Annotated in this window: 23 protein-coding genes and 1 pseudogene; 9 read left to right on the top strand and 15 right to left on the bottom strand. The window is 71.7% G+C overall.

The features are described 5' to 3' along the window. Nucleotides 1-41: 41 nt before the first annotated feature. From AB0F18_RS13440 to AB0F18_RS13395, 10 genes are all read right to left on the bottom strand, one after another. Nucleotides 42-1,298, bottom strand: a complete 1,257-nt coding sequence (locus AB0F18_RS13440; protein WP_362058852.1) for an ATP-grasp domain-containing protein — start codon at nucleotides 1,296-1,298, stop codon at nucleotides 42-44. Further along, the gene (locus tag AB0F18_RS13435; RefSeq protein ID WP_362058966.1) at nucleotides 1,295-2,563 is read right to left on the bottom strand and encodes a hypothetical protein; all 1,269 of its coding nucleotides are present in this window, start codon (nucleotides 2,561-2,563) and stop codon (nucleotides 1,295-1,297) included. The genes AB0F18_RS13440 and AB0F18_RS13435 overlap by 4 nt, the downstream gene beginning before the upstream one ends. A gap of 96 nt (nucleotides 2,564-2,659) precedes the next feature. Continuing rightward, nucleotides 2,660-3,361, bottom strand: coding sequence for an HAD family hydrolase (locus AB0F18_RS13430; RefSeq protein ID WP_362058849.1), 702 nt, complete (start codon nucleotides 3,359-3,361; stop codon nucleotides 2,660-2,662). Next, entirely contained in the window at nucleotides 3,358-4,101 is a 744-nt protein-coding gene (locus AB0F18_RS13425) for a hypothetical protein (protein WP_362058846.1), read from the bottom strand. The genes AB0F18_RS13430 and AB0F18_RS13425 overlap by 4 nt, the downstream gene beginning before the upstream one ends. After that, entirely contained in the window at nucleotides 4,098-5,405 is a 1,308-nt protein-coding gene (locus tag AB0F18_RS13420; protein ID WP_362058844.1) for a hypothetical protein, read from the bottom strand. Before AB0F18_RS13420 ends, AB0F18_RS13425 begins: the two co-directional genes overlap by 4 nt. Then, nucleotides 5,405-6,736: an aspartate aminotransferase family protein gene (locus AB0F18_RS13415; protein WP_362058841.1), complete on the bottom strand. Its 1,332-nt coding sequence runs from the start codon at nucleotides 6,734-6,736 to the stop codon at nucleotides 5,405-5,407. Before AB0F18_RS13415 ends, AB0F18_RS13420 begins: the two co-directional genes overlap by 1 nt. 127 nt (nucleotides 6,737-6,863) lie before the next feature. Further along, the gene (locus AB0F18_RS13410; protein ID WP_362058838.1) at nucleotides 6,864-7,868 is read right to left on the bottom strand and encodes a TauD/TfdA family dioxygenase; all 1,005 of its coding nucleotides are present in this window, start codon (nucleotides 7,866-7,868) and stop codon (nucleotides 6,864-6,866) included. Between the two features lie 180 nt (nucleotides 7,869-8,048). Next, nucleotides 8,049-9,125 (bottom strand): ParB/RepB/Spo0J family partition protein, encoded by a 1,077-nt coding sequence (locus AB0F18_RS13405; protein WP_362058835.1) that lies wholly within the window; start codon nucleotides 9,123-9,125, stop codon nucleotides 8,049-8,051. After that, the gene (locus AB0F18_RS13400; protein ID WP_362058832.1) at nucleotides 9,122-9,310 is read right to left on the bottom strand and encodes a hypothetical protein; all 189 of its coding nucleotides are present in this window, start codon (nucleotides 9,308-9,310) and stop codon (nucleotides 9,122-9,124) included. Before AB0F18_RS13400 ends, AB0F18_RS13405 begins: the two co-directional genes overlap by 4 nt. A 105-nt stretch (nucleotides 9,311-9,415) precedes the next feature. Further along, nucleotides 9,416-9,721, bottom strand: a complete 306-nt coding sequence (locus AB0F18_RS13395; RefSeq protein WP_362058829.1) for a hypothetical protein — start codon at nucleotides 9,719-9,721, stop codon at nucleotides 9,416-9,418. 221 nt (nucleotides 9,722-9,942) lie between these two features. On the opposite strand from AB0F18_RS13395, the gene AB0F18_RS13390 reads away from it, so the two are divergent. Then, nucleotides 9,943-10,938, top strand: a complete 996-nt coding sequence (locus AB0F18_RS13390; protein WP_362058827.1) for a helix-turn-helix transcriptional regulator — start codon at nucleotides 9,943-9,945, stop codon at nucleotides 10,936-10,938. A 39-nt stretch (nucleotides 10,939-10,977) separates the two neighbouring features. Here AB0F18_RS13390 and AB0F18_RS13385 read toward each other — a convergent pair whose 3' ends face one another. Both AB0F18_RS13385 and AB0F18_RS13380 read right to left on the bottom strand, forming a co-directional pair. Further along, a complete protein-coding gene (locus AB0F18_RS13385; protein WP_362058824.1) occupies nucleotides 10,978-11,574 on the bottom strand; it encodes an NAD(P)-binding domain-containing protein in 597 nt (198 codons plus the stop codon). 41 nt (nucleotides 11,575-11,615) lie between these two features. After that, the gene (locus AB0F18_RS13380; protein WP_362058821.1) at nucleotides 11,616-12,422 is read right to left on the bottom strand and encodes a 3'(2'),5'-bisphosphate nucleotidase CysQ; all 807 of its coding nucleotides are present in this window, start codon (nucleotides 12,420-12,422) and stop codon (nucleotides 11,616-11,618) included. A gap of 105 nt (nucleotides 12,423-12,527) precedes the next feature. Here AB0F18_RS13380 and AB0F18_RS13375 point away from each other — a divergent pair, with 105 nt between their 5' ends. Next, entirely contained in the window at nucleotides 12,528-13,433 is a 906-nt protein-coding gene (locus tag AB0F18_RS13375) for a LysR family transcriptional regulator (protein ID WP_362058818.1), read from the top strand. A gap of 180 nt (nucleotides 13,434-13,613) precedes the next feature. On the opposite strand, the gene AB0F18_RS13370 is transcribed toward AB0F18_RS13375, so the two are convergent. From AB0F18_RS13370 to AB0F18_RS13360, 3 genes are all read right to left on the bottom strand, one after another. Further along, nucleotides 13,614-16,241, bottom strand: coding sequence for an RICIN domain-containing protein (locus AB0F18_RS13370; RefSeq protein ID WP_362058815.1), 2,628 nt, complete (start codon nucleotides 16,239-16,241; stop codon nucleotides 13,614-13,616). A 42-nt stretch (nucleotides 16,242-16,283) separates the two neighbouring features. Then, complete coding sequence (locus AB0F18_RS13365; protein WP_362058812.1) at nucleotides 16,284-18,659, bottom strand: non-reducing end alpha-L-arabinofuranosidase family hydrolase; 2,376 nt, start codon at nucleotides 18,657-18,659, stop codon at nucleotides 16,284-16,286. 421 nt (nucleotides 18,660-19,080) lie between these two features. After that, nucleotides 19,081-20,643 (bottom strand): sigma-70 family RNA polymerase sigma factor, encoded by a 1,563-nt coding sequence (locus AB0F18_RS13360; RefSeq protein ID WP_362058809.1) that lies wholly within the window; start codon nucleotides 20,641-20,643, stop codon nucleotides 19,081-19,083. A 363-nt stretch (nucleotides 20,644-21,006) separates the two neighbouring features. On the opposite strand from AB0F18_RS13360, the gene AB0F18_RS13355 reads away from it, so the two are divergent. From AB0F18_RS13355 to AB0F18_RS13325, 7 genes and pseudogenes are all read left to right on the top strand, one after another. Then, entirely contained in the window at nucleotides 21,007-21,180 is a 174-nt protein-coding gene (locus tag AB0F18_RS13355) for a hypothetical protein (protein WP_362058806.1), read from the top strand. A gap of 118 nt (nucleotides 21,181-21,298) precedes the next feature. After that, on the top strand, nucleotides 21,299-22,330 hold the full coding sequence (locus tag AB0F18_RS13350; protein ID WP_362058803.1) for an HEXXH motif-containing putative peptide modification protein: 1,032 nt from the start codon (nucleotides 21,299-21,301) through the stop codon (nucleotides 22,328-22,330). Beyond that, a complete protein-coding gene (locus AB0F18_RS13345; RefSeq protein WP_362058800.1) occupies nucleotides 22,327-23,544 on the top strand; it encodes a YcaO-like family protein in 1,218 nt (405 codons plus the stop codon). The genes AB0F18_RS13350 and AB0F18_RS13345 overlap by 4 nt, the downstream gene beginning before the upstream one ends. A gap of 57 nt (nucleotides 23,545-23,601) precedes the next feature. Continuing rightward, the gene (locus tag AB0F18_RS13340) at nucleotides 23,602-24,372 is read left to right on the top strand and encodes a class I SAM-dependent methyltransferase (protein WP_362058798.1); all 771 of its coding nucleotides are present in this window, start codon (nucleotides 23,602-23,604) and stop codon (nucleotides 24,370-24,372) included. Nucleotides 24,373-24,487: 115 nt separating this feature from the next. Further along, a pseudogene (locus AB0F18_RS13335) lies at nucleotides 24,488-24,625 on the top strand (Hsp20/alpha crystallin family protein); the annotation flags it as partial. Between the two features lie 143 nt (nucleotides 24,626-24,768). Then, complete coding sequence (locus AB0F18_RS13330) at nucleotides 24,769-25,104, top strand: STAS domain-containing protein (RefSeq protein WP_362058795.1); 336 nt, start codon at nucleotides 24,769-24,771, stop codon at nucleotides 25,102-25,104. A 37-nt stretch (nucleotides 25,105-25,141) separates the two neighbouring features. Beyond that, nucleotides 25,142-26,248: Hsp70 family protein (locus AB0F18_RS13325; RefSeq protein ID WP_362058792.1), on the top strand; the 1,107-nt coding region annotated here is incomplete at its 3' end.

Here is a 26,248-nt window from a genome sequence, read left to right as displayed (position 1 = left end):
CTTTCGTCGTACGGAGGGGAAGCGGGCGGAGGGGAGGCGCGTCAGGGGGCCGGGTCCGGCACCGGCGGCGTGATCTCGGTGGCCGCCCGGAACCAGTCGACGGCCTTGGCGAGGACCGCCTCCGCCGCCGCGCGGTCGTCGCCGGCGACGACCACCGATGCGATCCGCGCGCTGCTGTGCTCGGCGATGCCGAGGGACGTGCCCACCGGCACGTTGAGGCGGTACTGGTCCACCCCGGCCACGTCACAGGTGCCCTCGGCGGGAGCCGCCGTAAGGGTTCCCGGGCTGCCGGGGAACAGGGCGAAGCCGGCGGTCCGTTCGGGCCGGTCCACCGGCGGGCGGTGGACGCTGCTGTCGCCGACGGCCTGGACGTATTCGCGGACCAGGTCCACGCCCGTCGCCAGCCGGGTCGCCTCGTAGATCTTGCCGCCGCCGACCCGGGAGGCGATCTCGTTGAGCAGGAGCGTGCCGTCCGCGGTGCGGAAGACCTCCGCGTGGAACGTGAGCGTGGGCCAGGCCGACAGGGCGCGCACGGCGCGGAGCGTCAGGTCGCGCAGCGGCTCGGTCAGCGGGTCGTGCGCATCGAGCGTCGTGCTGGTGAACACGGTGCCCTCGCGGTAGGTGAGGGCGGAGGTGCAGGCGGACGGCCACACCAGGACCGTGGTGCCCGCCACGATCAGCCCGTCGATGTGGAACAGCTCGTGCTCGACGTACGCCTCCGCCAGCAGCGCGGCTCCGTCGTCGTCCCCGAGCGCGCTGTGGGCCGCGGCGTAGGCCGCCAGCTCGCCCGCGTCGCGCAGCACTTCCACGCCCGTCGAACCGGCGCCGCGCCGCGGCTTCACCACGAACGGGTAGCCGTGCTCGGCGGCGAACGCGTACAGGTCGGTGACGTGCGCGACGGGCGCGAACGGCGCCGTGCGGACGCCGGCCGCGGTGAGGACCTCCTTCATGCGGAGCTTGTCGCGGAACGCCTCCGCCTCGGCCACGCCCTGGCCGTCGATGCCCATCGCCTCCCGCAGGCGGGCCGCCCGCAGCAGGTCGTACTCGTTCATGGCGATGACCGCGTCGAATCCGTGGCGCCGGTGCAGGTCGAGTGCGGTGGTCTCGACGGCCGCGTTCGCGTGGAAGCGGTCGAAGGTGACGACCTCCCGGTAGCCGGACAGCTCCGCGTGCGCCCGGTCGGGGTCGGTGCTGATCGCGCCGGTGGAGGTGACGAGGACGACCTCGTGCGCGGGGCCGAGCCACTGGGCGTAGGGGGTGGTGGCGAGGTTGGAGCGGTTCAGGACGAGGATCTTCATGCGGCCGTCTCCTCGGGGGCCGCGGTCTCCATGTGGAACGCCGCCTCGACGTCCCGTACGACAGCGGCCACGTCGCGGCCGGCCGAAGTCCGGGCGAAGACCAGGCCGCTGACCGTGGAGGAGTCCATGAGCCCGCCGACCGTGTCGCCCGGCGTGAGCCGCATGTCGACCTCGATGACGCCGGGGATCGCGGTGAAGTCCTCCGCCGCGCTGATCGCCGTCACGGTGCCGCGCACCGCCGGGAACAGCATTTCGACGAGCAGGCCCGGGTCCGTGGCACCGGAGTCCGAGGCACCCGCGGCGGCCGGGACCTCGTACGCCTCCCCGAAGCTGCTCGCGATGTACGCGCCCCAGGTGTCGAAGCCGCTGTCGAGCTGGAGCATGCGGCGGATGCCGCCGCCGCCCGGACGGCACGCGATCTCACCCGCGTGGAAGCCGTCGGCGGTCTCCAGCGCCTCGAAGTGGGTCACCCCGTCGCGCAGGCCCACCGCGCGGACGGCCCGCTCGTGCAGCTCGCGGACCGCGGCCGCCTCCGCGGAGTCCTGGTCCAGCAGGTGGGAGCCGAAGACGCCGCCCTCCCCGTAGCCGAGGACCGGCTTGAGGTAGCGCGAGACCCGTACGAAGGTCACCCGGCCGTCGGCGACGAGCCCGTCGCAGTGGTACTCGTTCAGGACGTCCAGGTACTGCTCGACCACGACCGGGAAGGCCTTCTCGGAGGTGGTGGCCGGGTGGGTCAGCCGGTCGAGGTACGCCTGCACGGCGGGCGTCGCGAGTTCGGCGGCGGAGCGGATCACCTCGGTCGCGTCCGCCCCGGCACCGATGACCGGCTTGACGATGGCCGGGTAGCCGGTCTCCCGGAGCGCGGCGGCGAGCCCGGCCGCGTCGGCCGCGACGGCGTGCCGCGCGGTGGGCAGCCCGGCCTCCAGGAACCGCTGCTTCATGGCCTGCTTGTCGGTGCAGTTGACCACCGTGTCGAACGACGGCCCCGGCAGGCCGAGATGGCTGCGCAGGTGTCCGGCCGCCTGGGAGGCGCGCTCCGAGAGCGCCAGCACATGGGTGAACTCCCCGAGCTGCCGCGCCGCGGTGACGGCGGCGGTGGCGGCTTCGGGGACGTTGAGGTCGTCCACCAGGGCGAGTTCGGTGCCCTCCGGGTACTGGTCGACGAACCGCGGCTCGGTGACGAACAGGACGCGCAGGTCGCCGCGTTCGGCGAGCTGCCGGGCCTGCCTGGTGTTGCCGGTGTTGGTGACGATGACGTGCTTCATGAAGTTCACGAGCTCCTGTCGGAACGGGGAAAGGGGGTCGGTCGCCCGGTACGGGCCTGTCGGAACGGGGCTTCGGAACGGTTCGGGCGCGGTCACTCAGACGGCATCCGGTGCCCGCCCGCCGTACCCCGCGAGCTCCAGGACCTCCGGCAGCCCGCCGATCCGGGGGCCGGCCCACGGGTGGTCCTCGCCGAGGTCGAGCAGCACCGCGGTCATCCCGGCCATCGACGCGCCGTCCAGCTCGTCGTCGTGGCCGTCTCCGACGTAGAGGCATGCACCGCTGTCCACGCCCAGCCGGCGGGCGGCGAGCAGGAAGATCTCCGGATCCGGCTTCATCAGCCCGGCTTCCGCCGAGAGCACGGACACGTCGATCAGCGGCCCCAGGGCCGAGGCGTCGAGCATGTCCCGGACGTCGGAGCTGCAGTTCGACACCAGGCCGACCGGGACGCCCAGGGCCTTCAGCCGGGTCAGCGTCTCGACGGCGCCCTCGGCGGGACGGGCGAAGCCCCGGCCGTGGACGGCCCGGCGCACCCGCATGGCCTCGGCCTGCTGCGCGTCGTCCCACGGAGCGTCGAGGTCCGCGCGCAGGCCGTCGAGGTAGACGTCCAGGGGGCCGGTCTCGCGCCGCACCCGGGTCTGCGCCCAGGGCCCGGCGAGTTCCTCCGGCCGCATGCCCAGGGCCCGCGCGGTCTCGGTGAAGGCCTGCCGCTTCACGTCATCGGGCAGTGGGACGAGGGTCTTCCACAGGTCGAAGACCACCGCGCGCACGGGACCCCGGACGGGGGCCGCGGCGCTCATCGGCCGCCGTCCCCTGCGCGGGACGGAACCGCACCCGCCGGCCACACCCGTACGACCGGAGCCGCCCAGTCCGAGTTGTCGACGATCACCTCCGCGTGCTCGGCCGGCGGGTGCTCGGCCAGGTACGCCCGCTGCGCCGGCAGGTACTTCGTGTGGTACTTGCCCATGACCTCCTCGCCCTGGGAGGGAACGTCCCGCACCCGGCCGCGGGCCAGTACGACGTCCTCGGCGACGTCGAGGTACACGAACAGGTCGATCAGGTCCCGGATTTCGGCGCGGAACAGGAACACCCCCTCGACCAGCACGATCGTCTCCGGCCCGACCTCGTACGCCCGGGTCAGCGTGTACGTGTCGCTGGGCAGGTCCAGCAGGGTCAGCTCCGCCGACAGCCGGCCGTCCTCCCGTACGGGCCGCAGCAGCTGCTCGGCGGCCCGGCCGAAGTCGATGCTGTGGTGGTAGTACGCCTCCGCGTCCGGCAGGTCGGAGCGGTAGCGGACGGCGCGCGGCCGGTGGAAGTCGTCGATCCGGACGAGCTGGTGGTCCGCTCCCCGGCGCCGGAACTCGGCGGCCAGCGCGGCGGCCAGCTGCGACTTGCCGGAGGTGTCCATGCCGGTCAGCCCGGCCACCAGCGGCCGGCCCGGCTGCTTGCGGTCCTGGAGCAGATCGGCCAGCTCCTCGACGAGCTGCTGCTGGTCGCGGACGCGGGGTACGGCGGCCGCGGCCGTCGTCTCGGTGGTCATACGGCGCTCTCCTGGGGAACGTATGGGGGCAGGGAAGAGGGCTGGGAAGCGGCAACGGGCGGAGAAGCGGCCGCGGCGGGGGAGCCGGCGTCTGCTTCGAGCCGGGCGAGGAGCCGGCCGGCGAGCCTGCCGTAGAGCCCGCTGCCGTAGACCGCGTGGTCGCGCAGGGCGTACGGCGTCGGCTCGACCCGGAGGACCGACAGCGCCGGAACGGGCCGCCCGGCGATCAGCGCCGTGCCGTCGTCCGTGTGCGCGAACCGCTCCGGCGAGCGGCTGGGGCGGGCGAGCCGGCCGTCGATCAGCACGTCGGGCGCGTGGCCGTGGTAGCCGAGGGCCTGGACCACCACAGCGGCGTCGTCGAGCAGGTCCGCGGCCTCCGCGAGCCGGCCCGTACGGACCAGCCGGGCACCCGGGATCCGGCCGTCCCACAGCGCGCAGTACAGGTCCCGCGATTCGTGCCGCAGCCCCGAGTCGCGGAAGACGATGCCCGTCGCCGGGCACACGTCGGTGGCCGGGTCGGCGGCCCGTTCGCGGCCCTCGACGTAATCCCGCCGCGCCTCGGCGAGGCCGGGGTGGACCAGCCGCGCCGCACTGCGCTGGAGCACGTCGACGGCGGGGGCCCGGTAGCCGGGGTCGGTCGCGCGGATCTCGTCGAACAGCTCCAGCAGGACGCGGAGCACGGACATGGCACTGTGCGAGGCGCCGGCGATGACGATCCGGCGGCCGTCCTCGCCGTGGCGTCCGAGTGCGGCCAGCTCCCGGCGCAGCCCGTCCCGCCCGCTCCGGCTGATGATCTGCGCGGACCGGCGCACCTTCGCCCGCCAGGGGGCGAGTTCGGCGTGCGGCCGCTCGGTCCGCCCCGTGGCGATGACCGCGTTCCCGCTCCGTACGGTCCGCCCGTCCGCGAGGTGGACCAGTACGGCCGAGCCCTCCTCGACGACGTCGAGAGCGGTCACCTCCGTGCCCAGGACGAGCCGGTCGGGCCCCAGGGCCGCGGCCACCGCCGTACCGACCCGGCCCAGCGCCGTGGCCAGGTGCTCCATGGGAACCGGCGCCTCGGCGTCCGCGACCCGGGCGACCAGCGGATCGTCCCTCAGCGCGGCGAAGGGACCGGTGGCGGAGAGCTCCTTGAGGAAGCGGGAGCCGATCGAGGTGCTGGTGATCGCGTAGTCCGCGAAGCCGCCGGGACCGAAGACCGTGCCGCGCTCGAACACGGTGACCCGGTGGGCGAGGAGCCCGGGGGCGGAGGCGAGGAAGGTGGTGGCGCGGAACCCGCCGCCCACCAGGACGAGGCCGGGTTCCATCACGCGTGCTCCGTCAGCAGCGCGTCGAAGCGGTCGCAGATCAGCTCGGCCTCGGCCAGGGTCAGCGTGAGCGGCGGCCGGATCTTGAGCACGTTGCCGTTGCCGTAGCGCGAGGTGCGCAGGATCAGGCCGTGCTCCATCGCCTTGTCCGCAAGGTGGTTGGTCAGGGCGGTGTCGGGGGCGCCGTCCGGGTTGACGATCTCGATGCCGATCATCAGGCCCACGCCGCGGACGTCGGAGATCACGCGGTGGCGCTTCTTCATCTCCTCCAGCCGGCCCATGATCAGGTCGCCGGTGGCGCGGACGTTCGCCAGGAACAGCGGGTCGTCGATGACGTCGAGCGTCGCGAGGGCGGCGGACGCGGCCAGCAGGTTGGAGCCGTAGGTGAAGGAGTGGTCGTTGGTGGGCAGGCCCGCCATCTCGTCGCTCGCGATGATCGCCGCCACCTGCGCGCCGGAACCGCCGAGGCCCTTGGCGACCGTCATCGCGTCCGGCTCGACGCCGAAGTGCTCGGCGGCGAACATGCGCCCGGTCCGGCCGATGCCGGTCTGGATCTCGTCGAAGATCAGCTTGATGCCGTGGGCGTCGCACAACTCGCGCAGCCTGGTGAAGTACCCGTCCGGCGGGACGATGTTGCCGCCGTTGCCGGAGATGGGCTCCACGAGGACGGCGGCGACGCTGCCGCTGCTCGCGAACTCCAGGAAGTCGTTGATGCGGTCCACGCACATCATGCGGCAGCTGCCGGCCTGCTGGCCGTAGAAGCAGCGGTGGCAGTACGGGTCCGGCACCTGCATGCCGCCCGGGTACAGCTGGGCGAACGGCGCCCGGCGGAAGGCGTTCCCGGAGAGGCTGGCCATCATCATGGTCTGGCCGACGTGGCTGCGGAACAGCGTCACGACGTCGCGCTTGCCCGTGGCCCGCTGCGCCATCTTGATCGCGCCCTCGTTGGCCACCGATCCGCCGGACACCTTGAGGTGGGTCTTGGTGAGGCGCTTGGGGGCGAGGTCGGCCAGGCGCTTGGAGAGCCGGTTGATGGGCTCCGTCTGGAAGCTCGACGTGACGTGGATCAGCTCGTCGGCCTGGTCCTTGATCGCCTTGATGACGGCCGGGTGGCGGTAGCCGAGGCTGAGGTTGAACGTCGCGGAGGCGCAGTCGATGTATCCGCGGCCCTCGGAGTCGTACAGGTAGACCCCTTCGCCGGTGACCATGCGCTGGTCGCTGACGGGGTAATAGACGGCCTCGGGCGAGGTCTCGCCGGAGACGACGGCTGCCATGGCGGCGTCGGGGATCTCACCGGGCGCGAGGTCACCGGGGGAAGCGAGGATGGACATGCGTGTGCCCTTCTTGGGAGGTTTTCTGGCGGTATGCGCTTGATGTGCGCTGGCGATGAGGGCGTGCGGAACTCACGGAGTCCGGCACGTGGAGGGGGAGGGGCGGAGGGGAGGCCGGGATGTGGCCTCAGAAGATGCCCTGGATGTCGGTGGTGGTCGGCAGGACGCGTTCGCCGGCCATCATGCGCCGCGCCCAGCCCGGTACGGCGCTGTGCGAGTAGAAGCGGCGCAGCCAGCGGTCTCGTCCGTCGTAGCGGGGAGTGAAGGCGGAGCGGCCGTGGGCGGCGATGTGGTTGTCGACGAGGAGCAGGTCGCCGGGTTCCAGGACGACTTCGGCGCAGACTGCTTCGAGTGCTCCGGCCAGGGCCTGCAGGGCCCGTGCGGCTTCGGGGTCCGCCGCCCTGGTGTTGAACGAGTCGTAACGGAAGGACTCGTTGCCCGGGGCGCCGAAGAGGACCCGGTGCCGGCCCGTGGTGGGCCGTTCGCCGGAGGTGCCCCGCGTGAACGAGGTCGGGAACAGGCTCTCGAACCGCAGTTCCCGCAGGGTGGCGGCCTCGGCCTGCGTCAGGCGGGCCAGGGCCTGCCGGACGGAGGCCACTCGGGTGGCCGTGGTCCGCTCGTGTCCCTGACGCAGGCTCAGCAGGCCGAGGTAGTCGGGCCGCAGCGGATGGTGGACGTTCTCGGTGTGGAAGTCGAAGGCCACCGAGCCGCTGTTCTCCATCCGGTGCTCCTCGCCCCGCACCGGGTGCACGTCGTGGAAGAGGTCGCCCTTCTTCTCGTCGGCGTACCCGATGAGGCTGCCGAGGAGGTCGGCCGTCAGCGCGAGCGTTCCGTCGGTGGCGTGTCCGACCAGTGCCCGTGACCCGTATTCCAGGGGCGTGCTCGGGAGTTCACCCGTGGACACCCCCTTCACCAGCAGGTATCCGCTGTCCGACGCTCCTTCGCGGAAGTCCGTCAGCGCGGTGCGCAGCGCGTGGGGGACCTCCGGGAGGAGTTCCGAGAGGTCGAACGACGGGGAGCGTTCCAGCAGCGAGACCACCGTTTCCGACAGGTTCCACAACCCCTCGCTCTCGGCCGGGGTGAGGTGGACGACGGACCCTGCCACGTGTCGTTCTGCTACGGCGAGTGCCACTCCTGCTCCTTGGATTGCGGGGGGTTCCGGCGGGCGGGGAAGGGGTCTGCCGACGGAAGGGGATGGGCTTTGCTGGTGCTGCGGGCATGGGGGGGCGCCGAACGGCGTCGTGCCGTCGGAGTGGACGTGCTCGTCCGCCCCGGCCACCGGACGCAGGGGTGGCAGGAGCGGGAAGCGCCGTCAGCCGGCCGCGCCGCCGGTGCCCGCGGGCAGCGGGGTGCGGTCGTCGCGGCCGGTGTGCCGCTGCCCGAGATGGGAGGCGAGCGTCTCCCAGAGCCGGGCGTGCGACTCCGCGAGCCGGGCGACGGCGTCCAGCCGGTGCGGCGGAACGTGCGCGGCGATGCCCTCGATCCCGTCCGCGAGCACACAGGAGACGTCCAGGGCGCGCAGCAGCGCGCGGCCGCTCTCGGTGTGCCGCAGGGAGGGGTCCTGGGTCAGAGAGGCCAGTACGGGGCGCAGTGCGGTGACGGCCGTCGGCGGTACGGGCCTCCGGGGCGTCGGGACCAGGCCGGGCCGCGCGGGCCGGGGCCCGGCGCCCCGGCGGGGTACGGGATCCTCGCCGCGGCGCCTGCGTGCGCGTACGTCGGCCACGGTGGCCGGTGACAGTCCGGCCGCGCGGGCGACCTGCCTCAGGGAGGCGTGCGGGTCGTCGTTGAGCAGCCCGTCGGCGAGCTGCCGGCGGGCGGCGGAGTCGAGGGGCCGGGCCCGGCCGTCGAGGCCGAGCCGTCGTTCGTGCGGTGCGGTGGCGGCTCCGCTCTCCCGCCGGAGCGCTGCGATGCGCTTTCCCGGCAGTCCGGTGAGAGCGGCCAGCGCCCGGTCGGACCAGTCGGGCTGCACGCGGAGCGCGTGCCGGGCCGCGGCGGTACGTACCGCCACGGGCGGAACCATGCCGTGCGCGATGTCGACCAGCACCGACAGCAGTTCGCCGTCTTCCTCCGTGCCGTCGAAGAGCCGGGCCGGGATGTGGGTGTGGCCGCGGAGCACGGCGGCGCGGGCCCGGCACACGCCGTCGATGACGAGCATCGTCGAGCGGTGCACGAGGACCGGCGCGAGGTCCTCCCCGGAGGCGGCGAGGGTCCTTGCGTACTGCTCGTCCTCCTCGGCGCTGCGCGGCGCGTGCGCCGTGTGCAGGTCCTGCAGCGGGACGGGCTCCACGGTCGAGGTGGGGGACAGCCGGTCGAGGAACACCGTGAGCCGGCGGGCCCCGGCGCCCCGGTGCGGGGACGGGGCGCGACTGCCGGACCCGGGCTCCGTCACTGGGCGACGGGCGGCGTGATCCCCTGCCAGCCGGAGTCGTGCGGGCAGCCGAAGCCGGGGGAGGAGCAGGTCGAGCCGGGCTGCAGAGTGGATATCGGGAGGGTGCCGGCGCTCGCGGTCCCGGCGCCGAACAGCACGGCGGTGGCGGCGATCAGTGACATGGCCAGGGCCTTGGTCTTCTTCATGTTCGTGCTCCGTTCCTCGGTTGTTTTCCTGGACGACCACGAGTCTGCCCCGGCGCAAGAGCCGGGAGAAGGGAGATCAGGAGGGTCAAAATGGCCATGTCCGCCCTAGGCCACGGGCGGTTCGGGAAGCGGAACGTCCACCCAGACCGCCGTCCACCCTCCCAACTCGGGGCGGGCGGCTACCGCGGCGTGCCACGCCCGCTCGGAAGCGGAAGCAGCGGCCTGCCGCGTGGCGGCGACGACGTACATGCCGAGGACGGGGCGTGTGCCCGGTTCGGCGCGCTGGACGACGTGTTCGATGCCCCGCACCCCGGCCGCGGCGGAGGCGGACGCGACGGCGGCCGCGGTGTCGGCGGGGAAGGACCCGCTGCCGCCGGGGCGCGGGGTCAGGGATGCGCAGATCAGGAACATGGTTGAGACCATGCGGGTTTCGGGGCCCCAGTGCCAGGGGTTGCAGTTGGCCACTGCCGGGCGTCCCGCCCGGGACGGGCTGACCTGGAGCAATAGAATGCGGCGTCGAGCGTCCGCTGACCGGGACAGGATCGTCGGAAGCCGGAGTACGTCAGCGCTGGATCTCGGCGCGGATGACCCGCTCGCACCACTGGCACCACTCGCACCACAAGGGAACGTTCATGCTTGGTCCACTCGGCCTCAGCGCCGCAGCCGAAGCGGTCTACCGGGAGATGCTGGCCCACCCGCTGTCCGGAGTGGCCGAGCTCTCCGGACAGCTGCAGCTGTCCGAGGACGCCGTGCGCGACGCCCTCGACCAGCTCTTCGAGCTGGCCCTGATCCGCACCTCGTCGGCGGACGAGTCTTCGATGCGCGCCATCAGCCCCGACCTCGGGCTCATGAAACTCCTCGCGCGCCGCCAGGCCGAGCTGGCCGAGCAGCAGCAGCACGTCGAGCAGAGCCGCGCGGCGACAGCCGAGCTGATCGCCCAGTACGCACAGCACGACACGATGTCGATGGGCGCCGGCATCCGCTACCTCCGCGGGATCGACGCCATCCGCGACCACCTGGAAGCCCTCAACGACAACGTCAAGGAGGAGTTCCTCACCTTCGCCCCCGGCGGACCCCAGACGCCCGCCAACATGGAGGCCTCGCGCCCGCTCAACCGCCGCCTCCTCTCCCGCGGCATCACGATGCGCACCGTCTACCTGGACAGCATCCGCCGCGACGCCCCCACCGCAGGCCACGCGACCTGGCTCACCGAGCAGGGAGCGCACATCCGCACGGTGCCGACCCTGCCCAACCGCATGATCATCATCGACCGGCGCTCGGCCCTGATCGCCTCCGATTCCGACAGCACGGCCGACGGCGCCCTGGCCATCACGGACCCCGGCGTGATCTCCCTGATGTGCCGCCTGTTCGACCTCGTATGGGACTCCGCCGAACCCTTCGGCGCCGCGCCCCAGCGCTCCTCCGGCGAACTGACCCGCCAGCAGACCGAGGTCGTGCGCCTGATGGCGGAGGGCCGCACCGACGAGTCGATCGCCAACAGCATGGGCATCTCCACCCGCACCGCCCGCCGCCTGACCACCGGCCTGCTCACCCACCTCGGCGCCCGCAGCCGCTTCCAGGCCGGCGTCCGGGCGGTGCAACTGGGGTACCTGCCGTCCCACCTCTGACGGACGGCGCAAGGGAGCCCGCCTGCCGGGTTGGCGGGGTCAGCGGGCGATGGAGAGCGCGAAGGGCGTGAATCCGCTGGAGCGGATCACGTGCGGGACGAACAGGATCGCGGCCTCCGTGGCGCGGGCGGTCTGGATCCCGCCGAGGTCGGTGATCCACTCCTTCCTCCAGCCGAGGTCGGTGAGCAGGTCGTGGACGGTCTGCTTGGCCTGCGGGTCCTCGCCGGAGAGGAACGCGGTGGGCGGCTGGGCGAGGGTGGCCGGCGCGGTCATCACCGGGTAGAGCATGGTGTTGAGCGTCTTGACGACGCGGGTTTCGGGGAGTGCTTCCTGAAGCCGCTCGGCGAGGCTGGAGCCGGGGTGGATCAGGTCTGCGGGCAGGCCGTCGGGGCCGTCGGTGGTGGCGTTGGAGACGTCGACGAGGATCTTGCCCCGCAGTTCCTCGCGCAGCGCGGCGAGACGTTCCAGTGAGCCGGCGCCCGGTGTGGCGTTGATGACGATCCGGGCGGTGCGGGCGGCCTCGGCGGCGGCGCCCTGCGTGCGGTCCGCCACGGTGACCCGGTGCCCCGCCCGGGTCAGGGCGGCGGCCAGGCTGCCGCCGACGCGGCCGTTCCCGAGTACTGCGATCTCGTTCATAGCGATGCGGCTCCTTCTGATTCTTTCTGCTCTTCGTCAGGTCAGCGGGAGAGTGCAGATGCGGCCTGGGCGTGGACGCCGGGTGCGGCGGCCAGGAAGCTGTTGCTCTGCGGGGTCCAGGGGCGGCCCTCGGCGTCGGAGATCCGTCCGCCTGCCTCCCGGACGAGCAGTGCCCCGGGGAGCAGGTCCGCGCGGGCTCCGGCGAACTGCCAGAAGACGTCGGTCCTGCCGGCGGCCACGTTCGCCAGGTGCAGGGTCGCGGGCACGGCGGTTCGGACGACGAGTGCGCCGAGGAGCATCGCGGTGATCGAAGCGCCGACGCGGCGTACGACCTCCTCGTCCTCGTCCGGCCGGGCCTGGCTGGTGGCGACGATGCTCAGGCCGAGGTCCGCGGTCTGCGAGACGTGCAGGGGCCGGCCGTCGAGGTGGGCACCCGCTCCCGCGAGCGCGGTGTAGGTCTCGCCCGTCAACGGCAGGTGGACCACGGTGAGCACCGGCTGGTTCTCCCGCACGAGGGTGGCGGTGACCGCCCATTCCGGCAGGGCGTGAAGGTGGTTGACGTTGCCTTCGGCCGGGTCCACGACCCACCATTCGCCGGGCGGCAGCGCTCCGCCGTCGAGTTCGTCCTCCACCCAGCCGGCGTTCGGACGCAGCCGTGTGAGGCGGGGGCGCAGGATGCCGAGGGCCATGTCGTCGTTGACGGCGAGCGCGCGCATCAGCTCCTCGCGGGTCTCGTAGCGGACCACCTCGCCGAAGCGCTCGCGCAGCGCCGAACCCGCCGTACGCACGGCGCTCGCGGTCTGGGCCAGCAGGTCGGCGTCGGCGGCGGTCTGCAGGGTTTCGGACATGGCGGTGCTCCTGACGGAGGAGGGGTGGGACGGGCTTGTGCCTCAACGGTATGAAGCCCAGGAGTTAACTTCAACTGCATGTAAAGCATGCCTAGGATGACTCCCATGCAATTGGATTTGAACCTGCTCACCGCGCTCGACGCGCTGCTGGAGGAGGGGAGCGTGGCCGGGGCGGCCGCGCGCCTGCATGTCACCGCCCCCGCGATGAGCCGGAGCCTGGGCCGTATCCGGCGCACGACCGGGGACCAGATCCTGGTGCGCACGGGCCGCACGATGACCCCGACGCCGTACGCGATCGCCGTCCGGGCACAGGTGCACGAGCTGCTGCACCAGGTCCAGGGGGTACTGGCACCGAGCCGCGAACTCGATCTGGCAACGCTGGAGCGCACGTTCACACTTCGCTGGCACGAGTCCCTGGTCGCCCTGAGCGGACCCGCGCTCCTCACGTCCGTACGCGCACAGGCACCTGGCGTGCGCTTGCGCTTCATCGGGGAATCAAGCGTCGACACGCACGAGTTGCGGCGCGGGGAGGTCGACCTGGAAGCGAACGCCAACCGCCCGACCGCGCCGGACATCCGTACCGAGACCGCGGGCGAGACCCGCCTGGTCGCCGTCGTGAGGCGGGGGCACCCCCTCACCCGCGCCAGGACCCTCACCGCGCAGCGCTACGCCGCAGCCGAGCACGTCACCGTCTCGCGACGTGGAAACCTCAGCAACGCCCTCGACGAAGCCCTCGCCCGGCTGGACCTGAGCCGGCGCGTGGTGGCGACCGCGCCCACGGAAGCGGCCGCGTTCGCGTTCGCGCGCGACTGCGACCTGGTGCTCAGCGTCCCCGAAGCCACCACGCGCTCCGCGGTCACCGACCTCGGCCTGGTCGTACTCCCCCTGCCGCTCGAACTGCCGGCGGCGCCGGTGTACCTGTCGTGGCATCAGCGCTATGACACCGACAACGCTCACGCCTGGCTGCGCGAACTCGCACGCAACGCGCTGGCTTCGGTGGGACCGCCATGAGGTCCGGCCTGGGAAGGCGACCGCCGCGCCCGGCACCAGGCCGCAGCAGCACTCGGCCCTGACGACGAGACTCGACCGTCCGTCTGGTTGACGCCTCCGTCAGCCGGTCCGCCGCCACCCGCCCACAGGCGGAGCCGCTCCGGCACGGTTGTGCCTGCGGCCCCGCCCGGGGCGTCGGGGTCAGGACGGGTCGCCGTACTGGAGGCCGCGTCCGTTGGTGCCGACGTACACGCGGCCGAAGGCGTCGGGGTCGCCGGTGATGACGCCGGTGCTGCCGATGCCGCCCCACTGGTGGGCGTCGTCGTTGACGCGGACCCAGGTGGCGCCCTTGTCGGTGGAGCGGAAGACGCCGGTGACGTCCTTGACGGTGCCGATCAGGTACAGGGCCTGGTAGGAGGCGCCCGGTGCGGCCTTGCCGAAGCCGATGGCGGAGGCCGCCTTCACCGGGGCGACCTTGGTGAAGGTGCGGCCGCCGTCGCTGGAGTGCAGGAGCCCCTGGCCGCCGCCGGCGATCCACAGGTCGCCCGCGACTCCGGGGACGGCCTTGAGCCGGCCGTCGGCGGGCAGGTTGGCGGCCCGGGCACCGAAGGTCGCCCCGCCGTCGGTGCTGGCGTAGAGGGTGCCGCCGGCCAGTGCGTAGAACGTCCCGGCCGAGGACCGGTCGGCGACGACGACGGCGTCGGCGCTCAGGCCGCTGACCTTCGACCAGCTCGCTCCCTTGTCGGTCGAGCGGTACGGGGCCTGGCCGGCCTGCGTCCAGACGATGGCCGAGCCGTCGGCGGAGAGCGCCACCCGGCCGCTGTCGGCGCCGGCCACCGGTTCGGACGCGAAGCCGTTCCAGCTGCGGCCGCCATCGGTGGAGTAGGCGCCGTCCTGCGCACCGCCACGGCCGACGCGGACCATCATCGAGGGGTTGGACTGCGCGAAGTCGATGGAGGTGCTGTTGGTCATCATCGGGTTCTTCAGTCGCCCGTCGGGCACCGCGGTCAGGGAGTCGTGGCGGAATCCGCCCAGGTCGCCCATGGCCGTGATGACGTGGACGCTGCCGGGCGGAGCGATCGCGTCCAGCAGTGCGGTCTCCTCCAGCCCGCGGGCCCCCACGCTCCAGTGGCTGGTGCCGCCGCTGTCGGAGGCGTTGGCGTCCTTGCTGCGCAGGATGCCGCTGCCGGTGCCGTACAGCACGTGCCCGGAGTCGAAGGGATCGATGGCCAGGGCGGTCATCCAGTGCCCGGTCCCGGTACCCACGTACGGAGCGGCGGAGGCGTCCCGCACCGACTTGTCGGCCAGTGCCTTCCACGTCGTGCCGCCGTCGGTGGTCCGGTAGATCTCGTCCTGCGGCCACCAGCGGCCGAGGGTCGTGACCATCACCGTGGAGGGCTTGCGCGGGTCGACGGCCAGACCGGAGAACCCGTAGTTGCCCTGGGAGGGGGAGACGTTCTTCCACGCCCCGCCGGCCGGGGTGTGCTTCCACACCGAGCCGCCCGTCACGCCGTTGGGGCCGAGGGCGTTGGTGTACGTCAGGTACAGCGAGCCGTCACCGGAGACCACGGCGTGCTGCGGCATCTGGCCGGTCGGCTGCCCGGGGACGGCCTGCCAGGTGCTGCCGCCGTCGGTGGAGCGGTACAGGGAGGTGGACCGGTCGGCGACGCCGACGTAGACCGTCTTGCTGCCGGCCGGCCCGTACGTCACGAACGAGATGCCCGCGCCGCTGCTCGCCCCGTCCTTGACGGGGAACGAGGGGACCTGGCTCCATGTCGCGCCGTGGTCGGTGCTGCGCCACAGGCCGTTCTTGCGCGTGCCCAGCAGCAGGGTGCCGTTGTCCGCGGGATTGACCGCCAGCCGCTCGCCCGCCCCGCGGCCGTCCTCGTTGCCGCCGAGCTTGAAGGGCAGGTCGGTGCGCTGGAAGGTGCGGCCGCGGTCCGTGGAGCGCAGGATCGCTCCGTTGCCCGCCCAGTTGTTGGTGTAGGTGCCGGTGGCGAGGTAGAGCCGGTTGGCGTCGACCGGGTCGGTGGCCAGCGCGTCGACGCCCAGCAGGTTCCAGTCCTTCTCGCCGATCCAGTCGGTCAGCGGGACCCACTGCTCGGCCCCGGTGTCCCAGCGGTAGGCGCCGCCCATGTCGGTACGCGCGTACAGCAGGCCCTTCTCCCGCGGGTTGAACACCAGGCCGGTGACGTAACCGCCGCCCACCACCTGGGCGTTGCGCCACGTGTACGGTCCGGATCCGGGCGCATTGCTCCCGGCCGTCCGCACCAGCTTCCACTGCTGGTTGGTACCGCCATGGCCGGGGTACTGGACGACTGCCGCGCCGTCGGCCGTGGAGCCTCCGGAGACGTCCAGGACCTGGCCGCTCCTGCGGGAGGTGAGGACGACGGCGTCGGAACCGCTCACCTCGTCGATCCGCCACTCCTGGGAGGCGGAGGAGCTGTCGGTCTGCTGCTCGACGGCGGCCGCATGGGCTGTCGAACCGCCTGCTATGCCCAGCACTTTGCCGCTGTTGCGGTTCACCAGCTCGTAGTAGCCGTCCCCGGTGGGTCGCAGCTTCCACTGCTGGTTGGCCGTGTTCTGGTCGGTCCACTGCTGGATGCGGGTGCCGTCGGCGGTGGAGAAGGCGTTGACGTCCAGCACCTTGCCGCTGCGTACGGAAACCAGCCGGTAGTAGGAATCGCCGTCGACCGTCGCGGCCTGCGAGTCGTCCTGCACGTACAGGAGGTACGGCACGAGGACGGCCGGCACACCGAGCAGCAGTCCGGCACCGGTCCAGCGACGGCGGTGACGTCCGCGGCGGCCGCCGTTCGTGGGGTTCTTCATGGGGAATCGTGCTCCTTGCGTAGTGCTGTGGATCGGGGCAGGTCAGCGCTGCAGGGTGAGGAGACCCGGCCGGTAGGGCAGCCGGTCGTAGGTGCCGCCCGCAGTGGGGGACTTGCCCTGGTAGAGGAACCGCAGGTTGCAGGGGTCGACGGTCATGGTCTGGTCGGGGTTGTCGCGGACCAGGTCACCGTGGCTGATGTCGTTGGTCCAGGTGGCGCCGCTGTTCGCCTTGCCCGCGAAGGGGCTGCTTTCGCTGCCGGCCTGGGGGGTCCACGGGCCGTTCAGGCTGGGGGCCGTGAGCGAGCGGAAGTAGCGCGTCTGGTTCACGCCCTTGGCCTCGACGATCATGAGGTACTGGTTCTGGCCCTGAACCCTGTACACCTGCGGCGCTTCGAAGAGGTTGTCGGGCGTGTCGCTCAAGACCGTCGTGTACGAGGAGCCGAAGTTCCCCGGGAAGTTTCCGATCGGCATGCTCGCCCGGTAGATCTTGCCGTTGTCCCCGGCGAAGAACAGGTACATGTTCTGGTCGTCGGCGATCAGGGTCTGGTCGATCGGGCCGGTGGGGGAATCGGTGCGGGGGATGCTTCCGGTGAACAGCGGCTGCGGCGCGGACCAGCCGTCGGGGTTGGCCGGGTCGCTCGACGTGCGGTAGATGAAGGGCCACGGCCCCCACTGGTAGGCCAGCACCCAGATCTTCTTGGGCGCGAAGTAGAACAGTGTGGGAGCCACCGCGGGCTGGCTCATCCCGGTCTGGCGGGCCGACGCCATGTCCGGCCAGTTCGTGAAGGGCGCGAACATCATGGAGCCGTACGAGGATCCCGAGAAGTCCGAGCCGTAGACCAGGTGCTTGCCGTTGTACGTCACGGTGGTGAAGTCCTTCAGCGAGGCCCACCCGTTCGCCGGCTGCGCCAGTGCACCCGTGGACGTCCACCGGTACGTCGACGGAAGGGCACACGTGCCGCCCGTCGGCGCGGGCTTCGTCGGGGTCGGCGTCCCGGGCAGGCCGGTCCACTTCTGGTTGCCGCCGGACCAGCAGGAGTGCAGCTGGATCTTGGTGCGGTTGGCGGTGGCCGCGCCGACGGCGTCGAGGCACAGCCCGGACCGGGACCCGGCGATCGTGCCGTTGGCGTTGATGTCCCACTGCTGGCTGACGCTGCCGTCGCAGTCCTCGATGACCACCGCGGTGCCGTTGGCGGTGCCCTTGCCCCTGGCGTCCAGGCACTTGTTGCCGTAGATCATCAGCTGCTTGCCGGAGGTGTAGGTCCAGCGCTGGTTGGTTCGTCCGTGGCAGTCCCACAGCTGCGCCTGGGTTCCGTTGGCCGTGGTGGAACCGTCGATGTCGATGCAGCGACCGGAGGCGACGCCCTTGATCGTGCCGCTCCCGGGGGCGGTACCGGGGGCTGTCTTGAAGGCGTTCACGACGGCGGTGTAGGCGGCCTTGGGGTTGCCGTTGCCGTCGAACAGCAGAGGGTTCTCGCCCTTGCGCCAGGAGTCGCTGTCGCGGATGCCCCACACCGAGATCCCGGTACACCGGGCCACGGACAGGCAGGCCTTGACCGTGTCGGCGTAGTGGGTGGGCGACGCCTGGGCGATGTCCAGTTCGGTGATCTGGACGTCGACGCCCAGGGCGGCGAAGTGGGACAGGGTGGTCTGGAAGCCGGCCGGGGGGCCGCCGGTGCCGAAGTGGCTCTGGAATCCGACGCAGTCGATCGGCACGCCACGTGACGTGAAGTCCCTGACCATGTTGTAGACGCCCTGGGTCTTGGCGTCGGACCAGTTCTCGATGTTGTAGTCGTTGTAGCAGAGCTTGGCGGAGGGGTCGGCCGCCCGTGCGGTGCGGAACGCCTCCTCGATGAAGCCGTTGCCCAGCACGTTCTGGAACACCGAGCTGCGGTGCCGGCCGCTGCCTCCGTCGGCGAAGGCCTCGTTGACCACGTCCCAGGCGTAGATCTTGCCCTTGAAGTGGGTCATTTCGGTGGTGATGTGGTTGTTCATCACGCTGCGCAGCGTGTTCGCGTCGCCGATGGAGCTGACCCAGGACGGGAGCTGTGAGTGCCAGACCGTGGTGTGGCCGCGCACGCGCTGGCCGTGTGCCATGGCGCGGTTGACGATCTGGTCGGCGGGGCCGAAGTTGAAGTTGCCGCGGGACGGTTCGATCGCGTCCCACTTCATCTCGTTCTCCGGGGTGATCATGTTGAACTCCCGGTCCAGGATGTCGGCGTACCTCGCGTCGCCGAGCCTGCCGGCGGCCACAGCGGTGCCGAAGTACCTGCCCGAGGGCGCCGCATGCGTGCCCAGGGGTGTCGTGGCTCCGGCGGAGCCGGGCAGGAGCGTCAAGGCACCCGCCAGCAGCGCCGCGGCCGACAGGCCGATCGTCAGTGTCCGGCGACCCCGGCCGCGCCGGTGCAGGCCCTTCATGCCGCTCCTCCGTGGTCTCGGGTCGCCTCGGGGTGGGTGCGGTGCGGGACGAGGCGCCGATGCTGCGTACGGCTCTCGCGGGGCTCACGGGTATGTCGCGTCATGGGGGGCTTTCTTTCGCGTGCGTGCCTACGGGGAGGTGGGGACCGCCCTCGCCGGCTCGCATGGTGAGCGGCAGGAAGAACCCCACGAAGTGGAGGCTTGCGAACGCCAGGCCGCGTAACAGAAAAGCGGCGCCGCCCCGAAGATCGCCCCGTGATGCATCTCGCAGACGAAAAGTGTTACGCCGGGCCCCTCGGTCCGGTCGTCCCTGGTCAGCGGTGGGCGGTTGCCGTGTGTGTGAACCGCGCATGCCGGAGCCCGGTGCCGGCTCGCCGGCTGTCACTGCACGGCTCGGCCCGGAAAGTTCGGGGAGCGGTGCTCAGGACCCGGCCTTGCGGACGACGAAGGAGGCCTGGCCGGCGAAGGCCTTGGTGCCGTCGGAGCCGTCGAGCCAGATGCCGCCGTCGCGGTGGCGGAGGACCGAGCCGGGGTAGTTGGAGGAGTGCAGGACCACCGACCCCGCGACCGCCCCGGGGCGCGGACAGAAGGTGGCGTCCTTCCGGAACAGTTCGCTGCCGTCGTCGGCGCTCAGCCGCAGCCGCAGATAGTGGTGGCGCAGATAACGGCCGTCGGCCGCACGGAGGGTGACGCACCGTGCGTCGGCCAGCCCCGGGACCACCGTGAACGTCACGCGCTGCCGTGTCTGCGCACTGCTGGACGCGGAGACCCGGCCCAGCGTCGCGAAGTCGCCGGAATACGTCAGGTAGAGGTCGGGTTCGTCCACGGACTCCAGTGATTGTGCGCCCAGCGGAACCGTGCCTGCGACCGCGGACGGACTCGCGGACGGCGGTCCGGCCGACGTGGGGGTGCTCGACGGGATCGGCGTGGGATCGCCGACCGTGGGAGCGGCGATGACGTCGGGCGGCCGGTGGGCCGGTTCCGGCCAGGTCGCGTAGGTGGCGGCACCGGTGACGAGCGCCGCGCCGACGGCGAGGCTCGCCAGCGGATGAGCGGTCACCACGTGGAATTTGCCGGCCAGCGCGCCGTGCAGACCGCCTCCCGCCGTCGCCGTCGCCGTCGCCGTCGCCGTGCCGACGGGTGCTGCAGCCAGCCCGGCGGCGCTCGCGGCCGAACCCGACAGCAGGCCCTTGGCGGTCAGCGAGGCGATGAGTCCGGCAGGGACGGCCAGGGGCGCGAGACTGAGGAGCAGTAGCTCAGCAGGTACCCGCTTCGCCGCCGTCGCCGTGCAGACCGGGCAGTCACGGGTGTGCCGCGCGATCCGCTTCCGCCACACCGATGTAGGCAGACCGTCCCAGCCGGCGACGGTCTCGCCCAGCTGCGGACAGCGCGGGTGGGTCTCCAGCGCGGCGACGATCGTCCGGCTCAGGTCCAGCTGCTCGCGCATGCGTTGCAGGCGCACTCCCACGTGGGCGACGGTGAGGTCCGTCGCGGCGGCCATGTCCTCACGGCTGAGCAGTCCGGCGCGTTCCTGCCACCACAGTGAGAGCATCACCCGGTGGTCCGGGTCGAGCCACCGGCCGGCTTCGGCGATCTGACGGCGTTCGTCCGACACATGGAGACGCAGGATCGTCGCGTCCTCGGGTTCGGGGCCGGCATCCGGTATGTGGACCGCCTCGTCGATGTCCGCCGTCCGGCCGGCGAAGTCGCGGTACCGCTGCCAATGGGTTTGTATCTGGCGGAGGGTGATCGACACCAGCCAGGAGCGGAAGCTGTCGGGGGCGCGCAGGGCGGGCAGATCGCGCACGACCCGCAGCAGCGTTTCCTGGACGACGTCGTCGACGTCGTCATGTCCGCTCACCGCCCGTCGGACGATGTTGTAGATCAAGGGCAGGTATGCGGCGATCAGCTCTTCGCGCGCCCGGCCGTCCCCGGCCTGCGCCGCGACGACCAGCTCCGCGTGGTCCGCATCCATGAGCCCCATTCCCAACCTTCCTCATCAAGGCGTCAGACCCTAACGCCCGCAGAGGCGTGCGACCAAAGCCCGCCTCGGGCCGGGGCTGGGCCGATGACCGAGCGCCGAGAGCACACGGGGCGCACCGGGCGCATGGTCCGCGCGCATGCCGCAGTGGACCGGACATTCATCCGGTCCGCGCGGCGTGGGGCCATGGCGCATTCGGTGACGCCCCGCCCTGCTGGATGGGCACACCCGGCACGCCGCCTCGGCGATGGACTCGGCCGTTGTCACCAGCCTCGCGTCACTCGCACGTCCACCCCTTGATGCACCACACCATTGCCGGCCGGATCATCGGTGACCGGATGCCGACCGCGCCACGCGGCAGCCCACATGACCGACCGCCGCACGGGTAGCTCGTGGGCTGTCCGACGGCCACACGCCGAATACTCCGTTACAGGGCCACACGGCCCCAGAAAGAGGTCTGGCATGGAGCACGAGATCGAGCAGGTCACCGAGGAGCTTCCCGAGCTCGCCCTGATGATCGACATCGACGACGGCGACTGACCGGGCCGGGACTCCCGCGCCCGGACGAAACAAGGGTGCGTGGCGGACCGCTTGCGAGAGGTCCGGCGCGCACCCGCCCGCTGTCGATCGATGCAGAGGCGGAGACGGAACCTTGCGTGTGACACCTGATGCAGTGGCTGCCCGCCGCGCCGAAGCCGCGGTATGGGAGGCCACCCGGGCCGCCCTGCGCACTGCACGGCTCGCCTGCGCCGTTCCCGCGCATCCTGCGGTCAAGGCGGTGGCCCACCAGGCGCAGCAGTCGCGCCGGAGCACCGGCACGGCGGAGTACGCGCCGCCCGGGCTGGCGGAGCGGCTGCACCGTGCCTCGTCACGCCCCCGCCATACCGCGGGTTCACTGTGGGAGGTGGACCTGGCCGAGCCGGACGCCCATCTGAGGGACGCCGTCGCCCGCGCATGGTCGTCCCTGCCGCCTGGCCAGGCTGCCCAGGCCCCGCCGTCCGCACATGGGGCGGGCTCCACTGTGTGCGGCTGGGGAGCTGACCACAGGGAGGTCTTCATCGAGGCCATCGAGCGGCTGGACGCGGCGTGGCCGGACATGCTCGCCGAACTGCGGGTGGGCGTCACGCAGATCGCGTTGCTGCGCGGCCCGGGCATCAACGGGTTCACCGACTTCACCGTCCACGGTGCCGTGTTCGTCAATGCCGCACGGCTCGTCCCGCGCGGCGGCCTGCCCGGCTGGGTACGACTCGCAGATGCCCTCGTCCACGAGGGGACGCACACGCGGTGCAACGCGGCGGCCCTGGTGACCGAGTTCCTCGCCCCTGCCGCCCACGCGGTGGCGCCGGTGAGCACGCCCTTGCGTTCCGACCCACGGCCGCTCACCGGACTCTTCCAGCAGACCGTCGTGCTGGTACGCCAGCTGATGCTGTACCGCAGGCTCCTGGAGAGCCTGCGGGACCACGAAGGCGGTGACGGCGAGCTCGGCCAGGCGCTCAGCCGCCGGCACGGCACGCTGATGGCCGGTGCCCGTCAGGGCATCGGCACTCTCGGCCGGCACGCCAAGGCGTTGACACCGGACGGGCGCGCCGTGCTGACCGAGGCGCGCGTCCTGCTCGACGAGGAGGCCCGCCACCCGGCCGAAGTCGTACCGCCCCCTGAGGCCCCTACAGCATCGGGGCGCAGCCTATGACCGCCCCCTCGCCCACGGTCCACGGGTCTTCCGCCACACCACAGTGGGTGCCCGAGGTCTTCCGCCCGTTCGCGGACAGCGCGGCGGTCGTCTTCGCCCGTGTGGCAGCCCGCTCCGCAGCGTTCGGATCCAACAGCGCCGGCGGCGGTAGACCCGTCCTGGTGGGCAGTGCAGCCGGCGCGACCGCCGACGATGTCGCAGTGCGTGCCCGCGGTGAACTCATGGAGAGGATGGGCAACGTCCTGACCGGCCGGGCGGCCGAGTCCGGCGCGCTCCCGGCGACGCGGACCGCGACCTATTCCGAGCTGCGGCATCGCGGGATTCCGGCCGTCGACCCGGCCCTCTGGGGTGCCGCGGAGTCCAGGGCCGCTCGCCAGCTCTGGGTGCGGGGACGGGCCTTGAGCTCGGACGGCGAGGCGTGGGTGCCTGCCGGAGCCGCGTTCCTCCAGCACAGGCCCCCGCCCGGCTACACCGCCACCGTCCGGGCGGGATCGACTGGTGTCGGTGCGCACCCCCGACGGGAGGCCGCCACCGCTCACGCCGCCTGGGAGATCCTGGAACGTGAACTGATCCGCCGCAGCTGGTGCGCCCCGGAACACCATCGCCCCTCCGCGCACGACGCGTTGGCAGGTCCGACCGGACTGCCGCTCGATCTCAGGGCGCTGCTGGTGCGCGAGCGGCTGTGCGCCACCGCGCTGCTGCCGCCCGCGCCGCGGCAGGTGTGCGCGGTCGTCGTCTGTCTGCACACCGAGGACGGCCGCCTGCAGAGCTTCGGCGCGAGCTGCGGCCCGCCGGGTGGAAGCGCAACGGCGTTGGCCAAAGCGGCGTTCGAGGCGCTGATGGTCCGCTGGAGCATGGGAACCGCCGCCGCACGCCGCGCCCTGCAGCGCCTGGAGACCGCCGACCGGCCGCACGATGCGGTGGAACACGCGCTGTGGGCCTTCCACCGCCAGGACGCACTGCGCCACTGGCTGGGCGGCCACCCCGCCGGCGGTTACGGGCCCGTCCACCACACCTCCGAAAGCTCCGCCGTGGGCCTCCCTGACCCGGTGGACCTGCTGACCCAGTACACCGGTTTGGACGTGATCGCGGTGGACTGCCCCACAGGAGCGCCCAACACCGAGGACATGTCCGTCGTGCGGCTCGTCGCACCCGGCGCCCGGCCACTGCCCACGCGCACCGACCCCGGGATTCCGCCGCACCCCTTCGGCTGACCACCGCGCCCGGTCACCCCGCCCGCACCCGGACCTCGCCCCACACCGGAGGCCACGATGCCCCCCGCACGCCCCCAGGACCCGCCGCCCGAAGCCGCCTACACACGCTTCGCGTCCCAGTACGACGACTGGTTCGCGCCGGCCGGCGGCACGGACACCACCGTCGCCTTCCTCGCCTCGCTCGCCAAGGAAGCCCCGCCCGGCCCCCTGCTCGAACTCGGCGTCGGCACCGGCCGCATCGCTCTGCCCCTCGCCGAACAGGGCCTGGCCGTACACGGCATCGACAGCTCCCCCCGGATGGTCACGCAGCTGCGCGCGAAACCCGGCGGCCGCGACATTCCGGTGACCATCGGCGACTTCACCGCTCCACCCGCCGAAGACGAACCCGGCACGTACGCCCTCGTCTACGTCGCCAACGGCACCTTCGCCGAACTCGCCACACAGGCCGACCAACTCGCCTGTTTCAGGGGCGCCGCACGACGCCTGCAACCAGGCGGCCTCTTCGTCCTGGACGCCCATCTGCCGGAGGCCCTGGCAACGGTCTCCTCCGGCACCCGGCCCGTGAACAACGCCGGCCAGGACTTCGTCCTGTGTACCCGCAGCATCCACCCCGCCAAACAGCACTACGTCTCCGACTACGTGGTCCTCGACGACGGCCAGCTCCGCCATGTGCGCGTCACGTTCCGCTATGCCTCCCCCGGCGAACTCGACCTGATGGCCGCGGCTGCCGGACTACGCCTGCGGCACCGCACCGGAGGATGGTCTGGCGTGCCCTTCAAAGACTCCAGCAGCTACCACGTCTCCGTATACGAGCTGCCGACATCGTGATCGCTCGGCCCGAGCCGGCCACCTTGAGTCAACTCTTGTCAAGTTTATTGCAGCGCGCTATATAGATGGTGTCGCCATGCGCATCTGTGACGAGTCGGGAGAGGAGTGAACGACGATGCTCATGCGGACTGGTCCTTTCCGTGAACCGGACCGGCTCACCCAGCAGGTCCTGGGAACCGGGGCCCGGCCGGCGGCCATGCCCATGGATGCCTTCCGCGAGGGTGACGCCTTCGTCGTCGAGCTGGACCTGCCCGCAGACGGCTCACACAAGGAGATCAACGCCTGACGGACGCGCGGCAGGAATGCGGAGGGCGGCCCGGCCTTCCCCCCGGCTGCCCTCCCTCCTCGGTCCCGCGGCTGCCACGTCAGCCCGGTGGAGGAAGAGAGGTACGCGTCATGTCCGAAACACCACCTCTCGCGGCCACGGTCAGGCAGCGCGCCGACGGGCACCTCAAGGTCGCCGTGTCGGGAGAGATCGACATCCTGAGCGCGCCGCAGCTCCGGGTGACCCTGGATGAGGCGTTGTCCGATGGCGCGCGGACGGTGGAGGTCGACTTCAGCGGAGTCGAGTTCTGCGACTGCTACGGACTCGGGGTCCTGCTGGAAGCCCGGCGCCGGGCCTCGGAAAGGGGCACCGTTCTGCGCTTGGCGGGCGTCACCTCACCCCTGGTACGGCGTCTCCTGCACCAGACCGGTACAGCCGCGGCCCTGCTGGGGACGTCGGCGCATTGACAAGCCGAAAGGTTCACAGATCCGAGAGGAGCCGATGATGGCACGCGCAGTCGGGATCGACCTGGGCACGACCAACTCCGTCGTTGCGGTCCTGGAGGGCGGCGAGCCCACGGTCATCACCAACACCGAAGGAAACAGGACCACCCCTTCCGTGGTGGCCTTCGGCAAGGGGGGAGAGGTCCTGGTCGGAGAGATCGCCAAGCGGCAGGCGGTGACGAACGTCGACCGCACCGCGCGGTCCGTGAAGCGCCACATCGGCGAGGCGGGCTGGCGATTTCCCGAATCCGGTGACGTCGAGGGCAAGCGGTACACCGCACAGGAGATCTCGGCACGCGTCCTGCAGAAGCTGAAGCGGGACGCGGAGGCCTATCTCGGCGAGGAGGTCACGGACGCCGTGATCACCGTTCCGGCGTACTTCAACGACTCGCAGCGCACCGCGACGAAGGAGGCCGGTGAGATCGCGGGGCTGAAGGTGCTCCGGATCATCAACGAGCCGACGTCCGCCGCTCTCGCTTACGGTCTGGACAAGGAGAACGACCAGACGATCCTCGTCTTCGACCTGGGCGGCGGCACCTTCGACGTGTCGCTGCTGGAGATCGGAGAGGGGCTGGTGGAGGTCAAGTCCACCAACGGTGACACCCACCTCGGCGGAGACGACTGGGACCAGAAGATCGTCGACCATCTGGTGAAGCAGTTCCAGAACGGCTACGGCATCGACCTGTCCCAGGACAAGATGGCGCTCCAGCGTCTGCGCGAGGCCGCCGAGAAGGCGAAGATCGAACTTTCCGCCGCGACGGAGACGACGATCAACCTGCCCTACATCTCCGCGTCCGCCCAGGGCCCCCTGCACCTGGACGAGAAGCTCACCCGCTCGCAGTTCGAGCAGCTGACCACAGACCTCCTGGAACGCTGCAAGGCGCCCTTCCACAACGCGGTCAAGGACGCGAAGATCAAGGTCTCGGACATCGACCACGTCATCCTGGTCGGCGGCTCCACCCGCATGCCGGCCGTGACGGAGCTGGTCAAGGAGCTGACCGGGAAGGATCCGCACAAGGGCGTCAACCCGGACGAGGTCGTCGCCATCGGCGCCACCCTCCAGGCCGGTGTGCTCAAGGGTGAGGTCAAGGACGTCCTGCTCCTCGAC

Source organism: Streptomyces sp. NPDC029216, from assembly GCF_040648015.1.
Taxonomy (GTDB): Bacteria; Actinomycetota; Actinomycetes; order Streptomycetales; family Streptomycetaceae; genus Streptomyces.
This window is presented reverse-complemented; position numbering and strand designations above follow the sequence as displayed.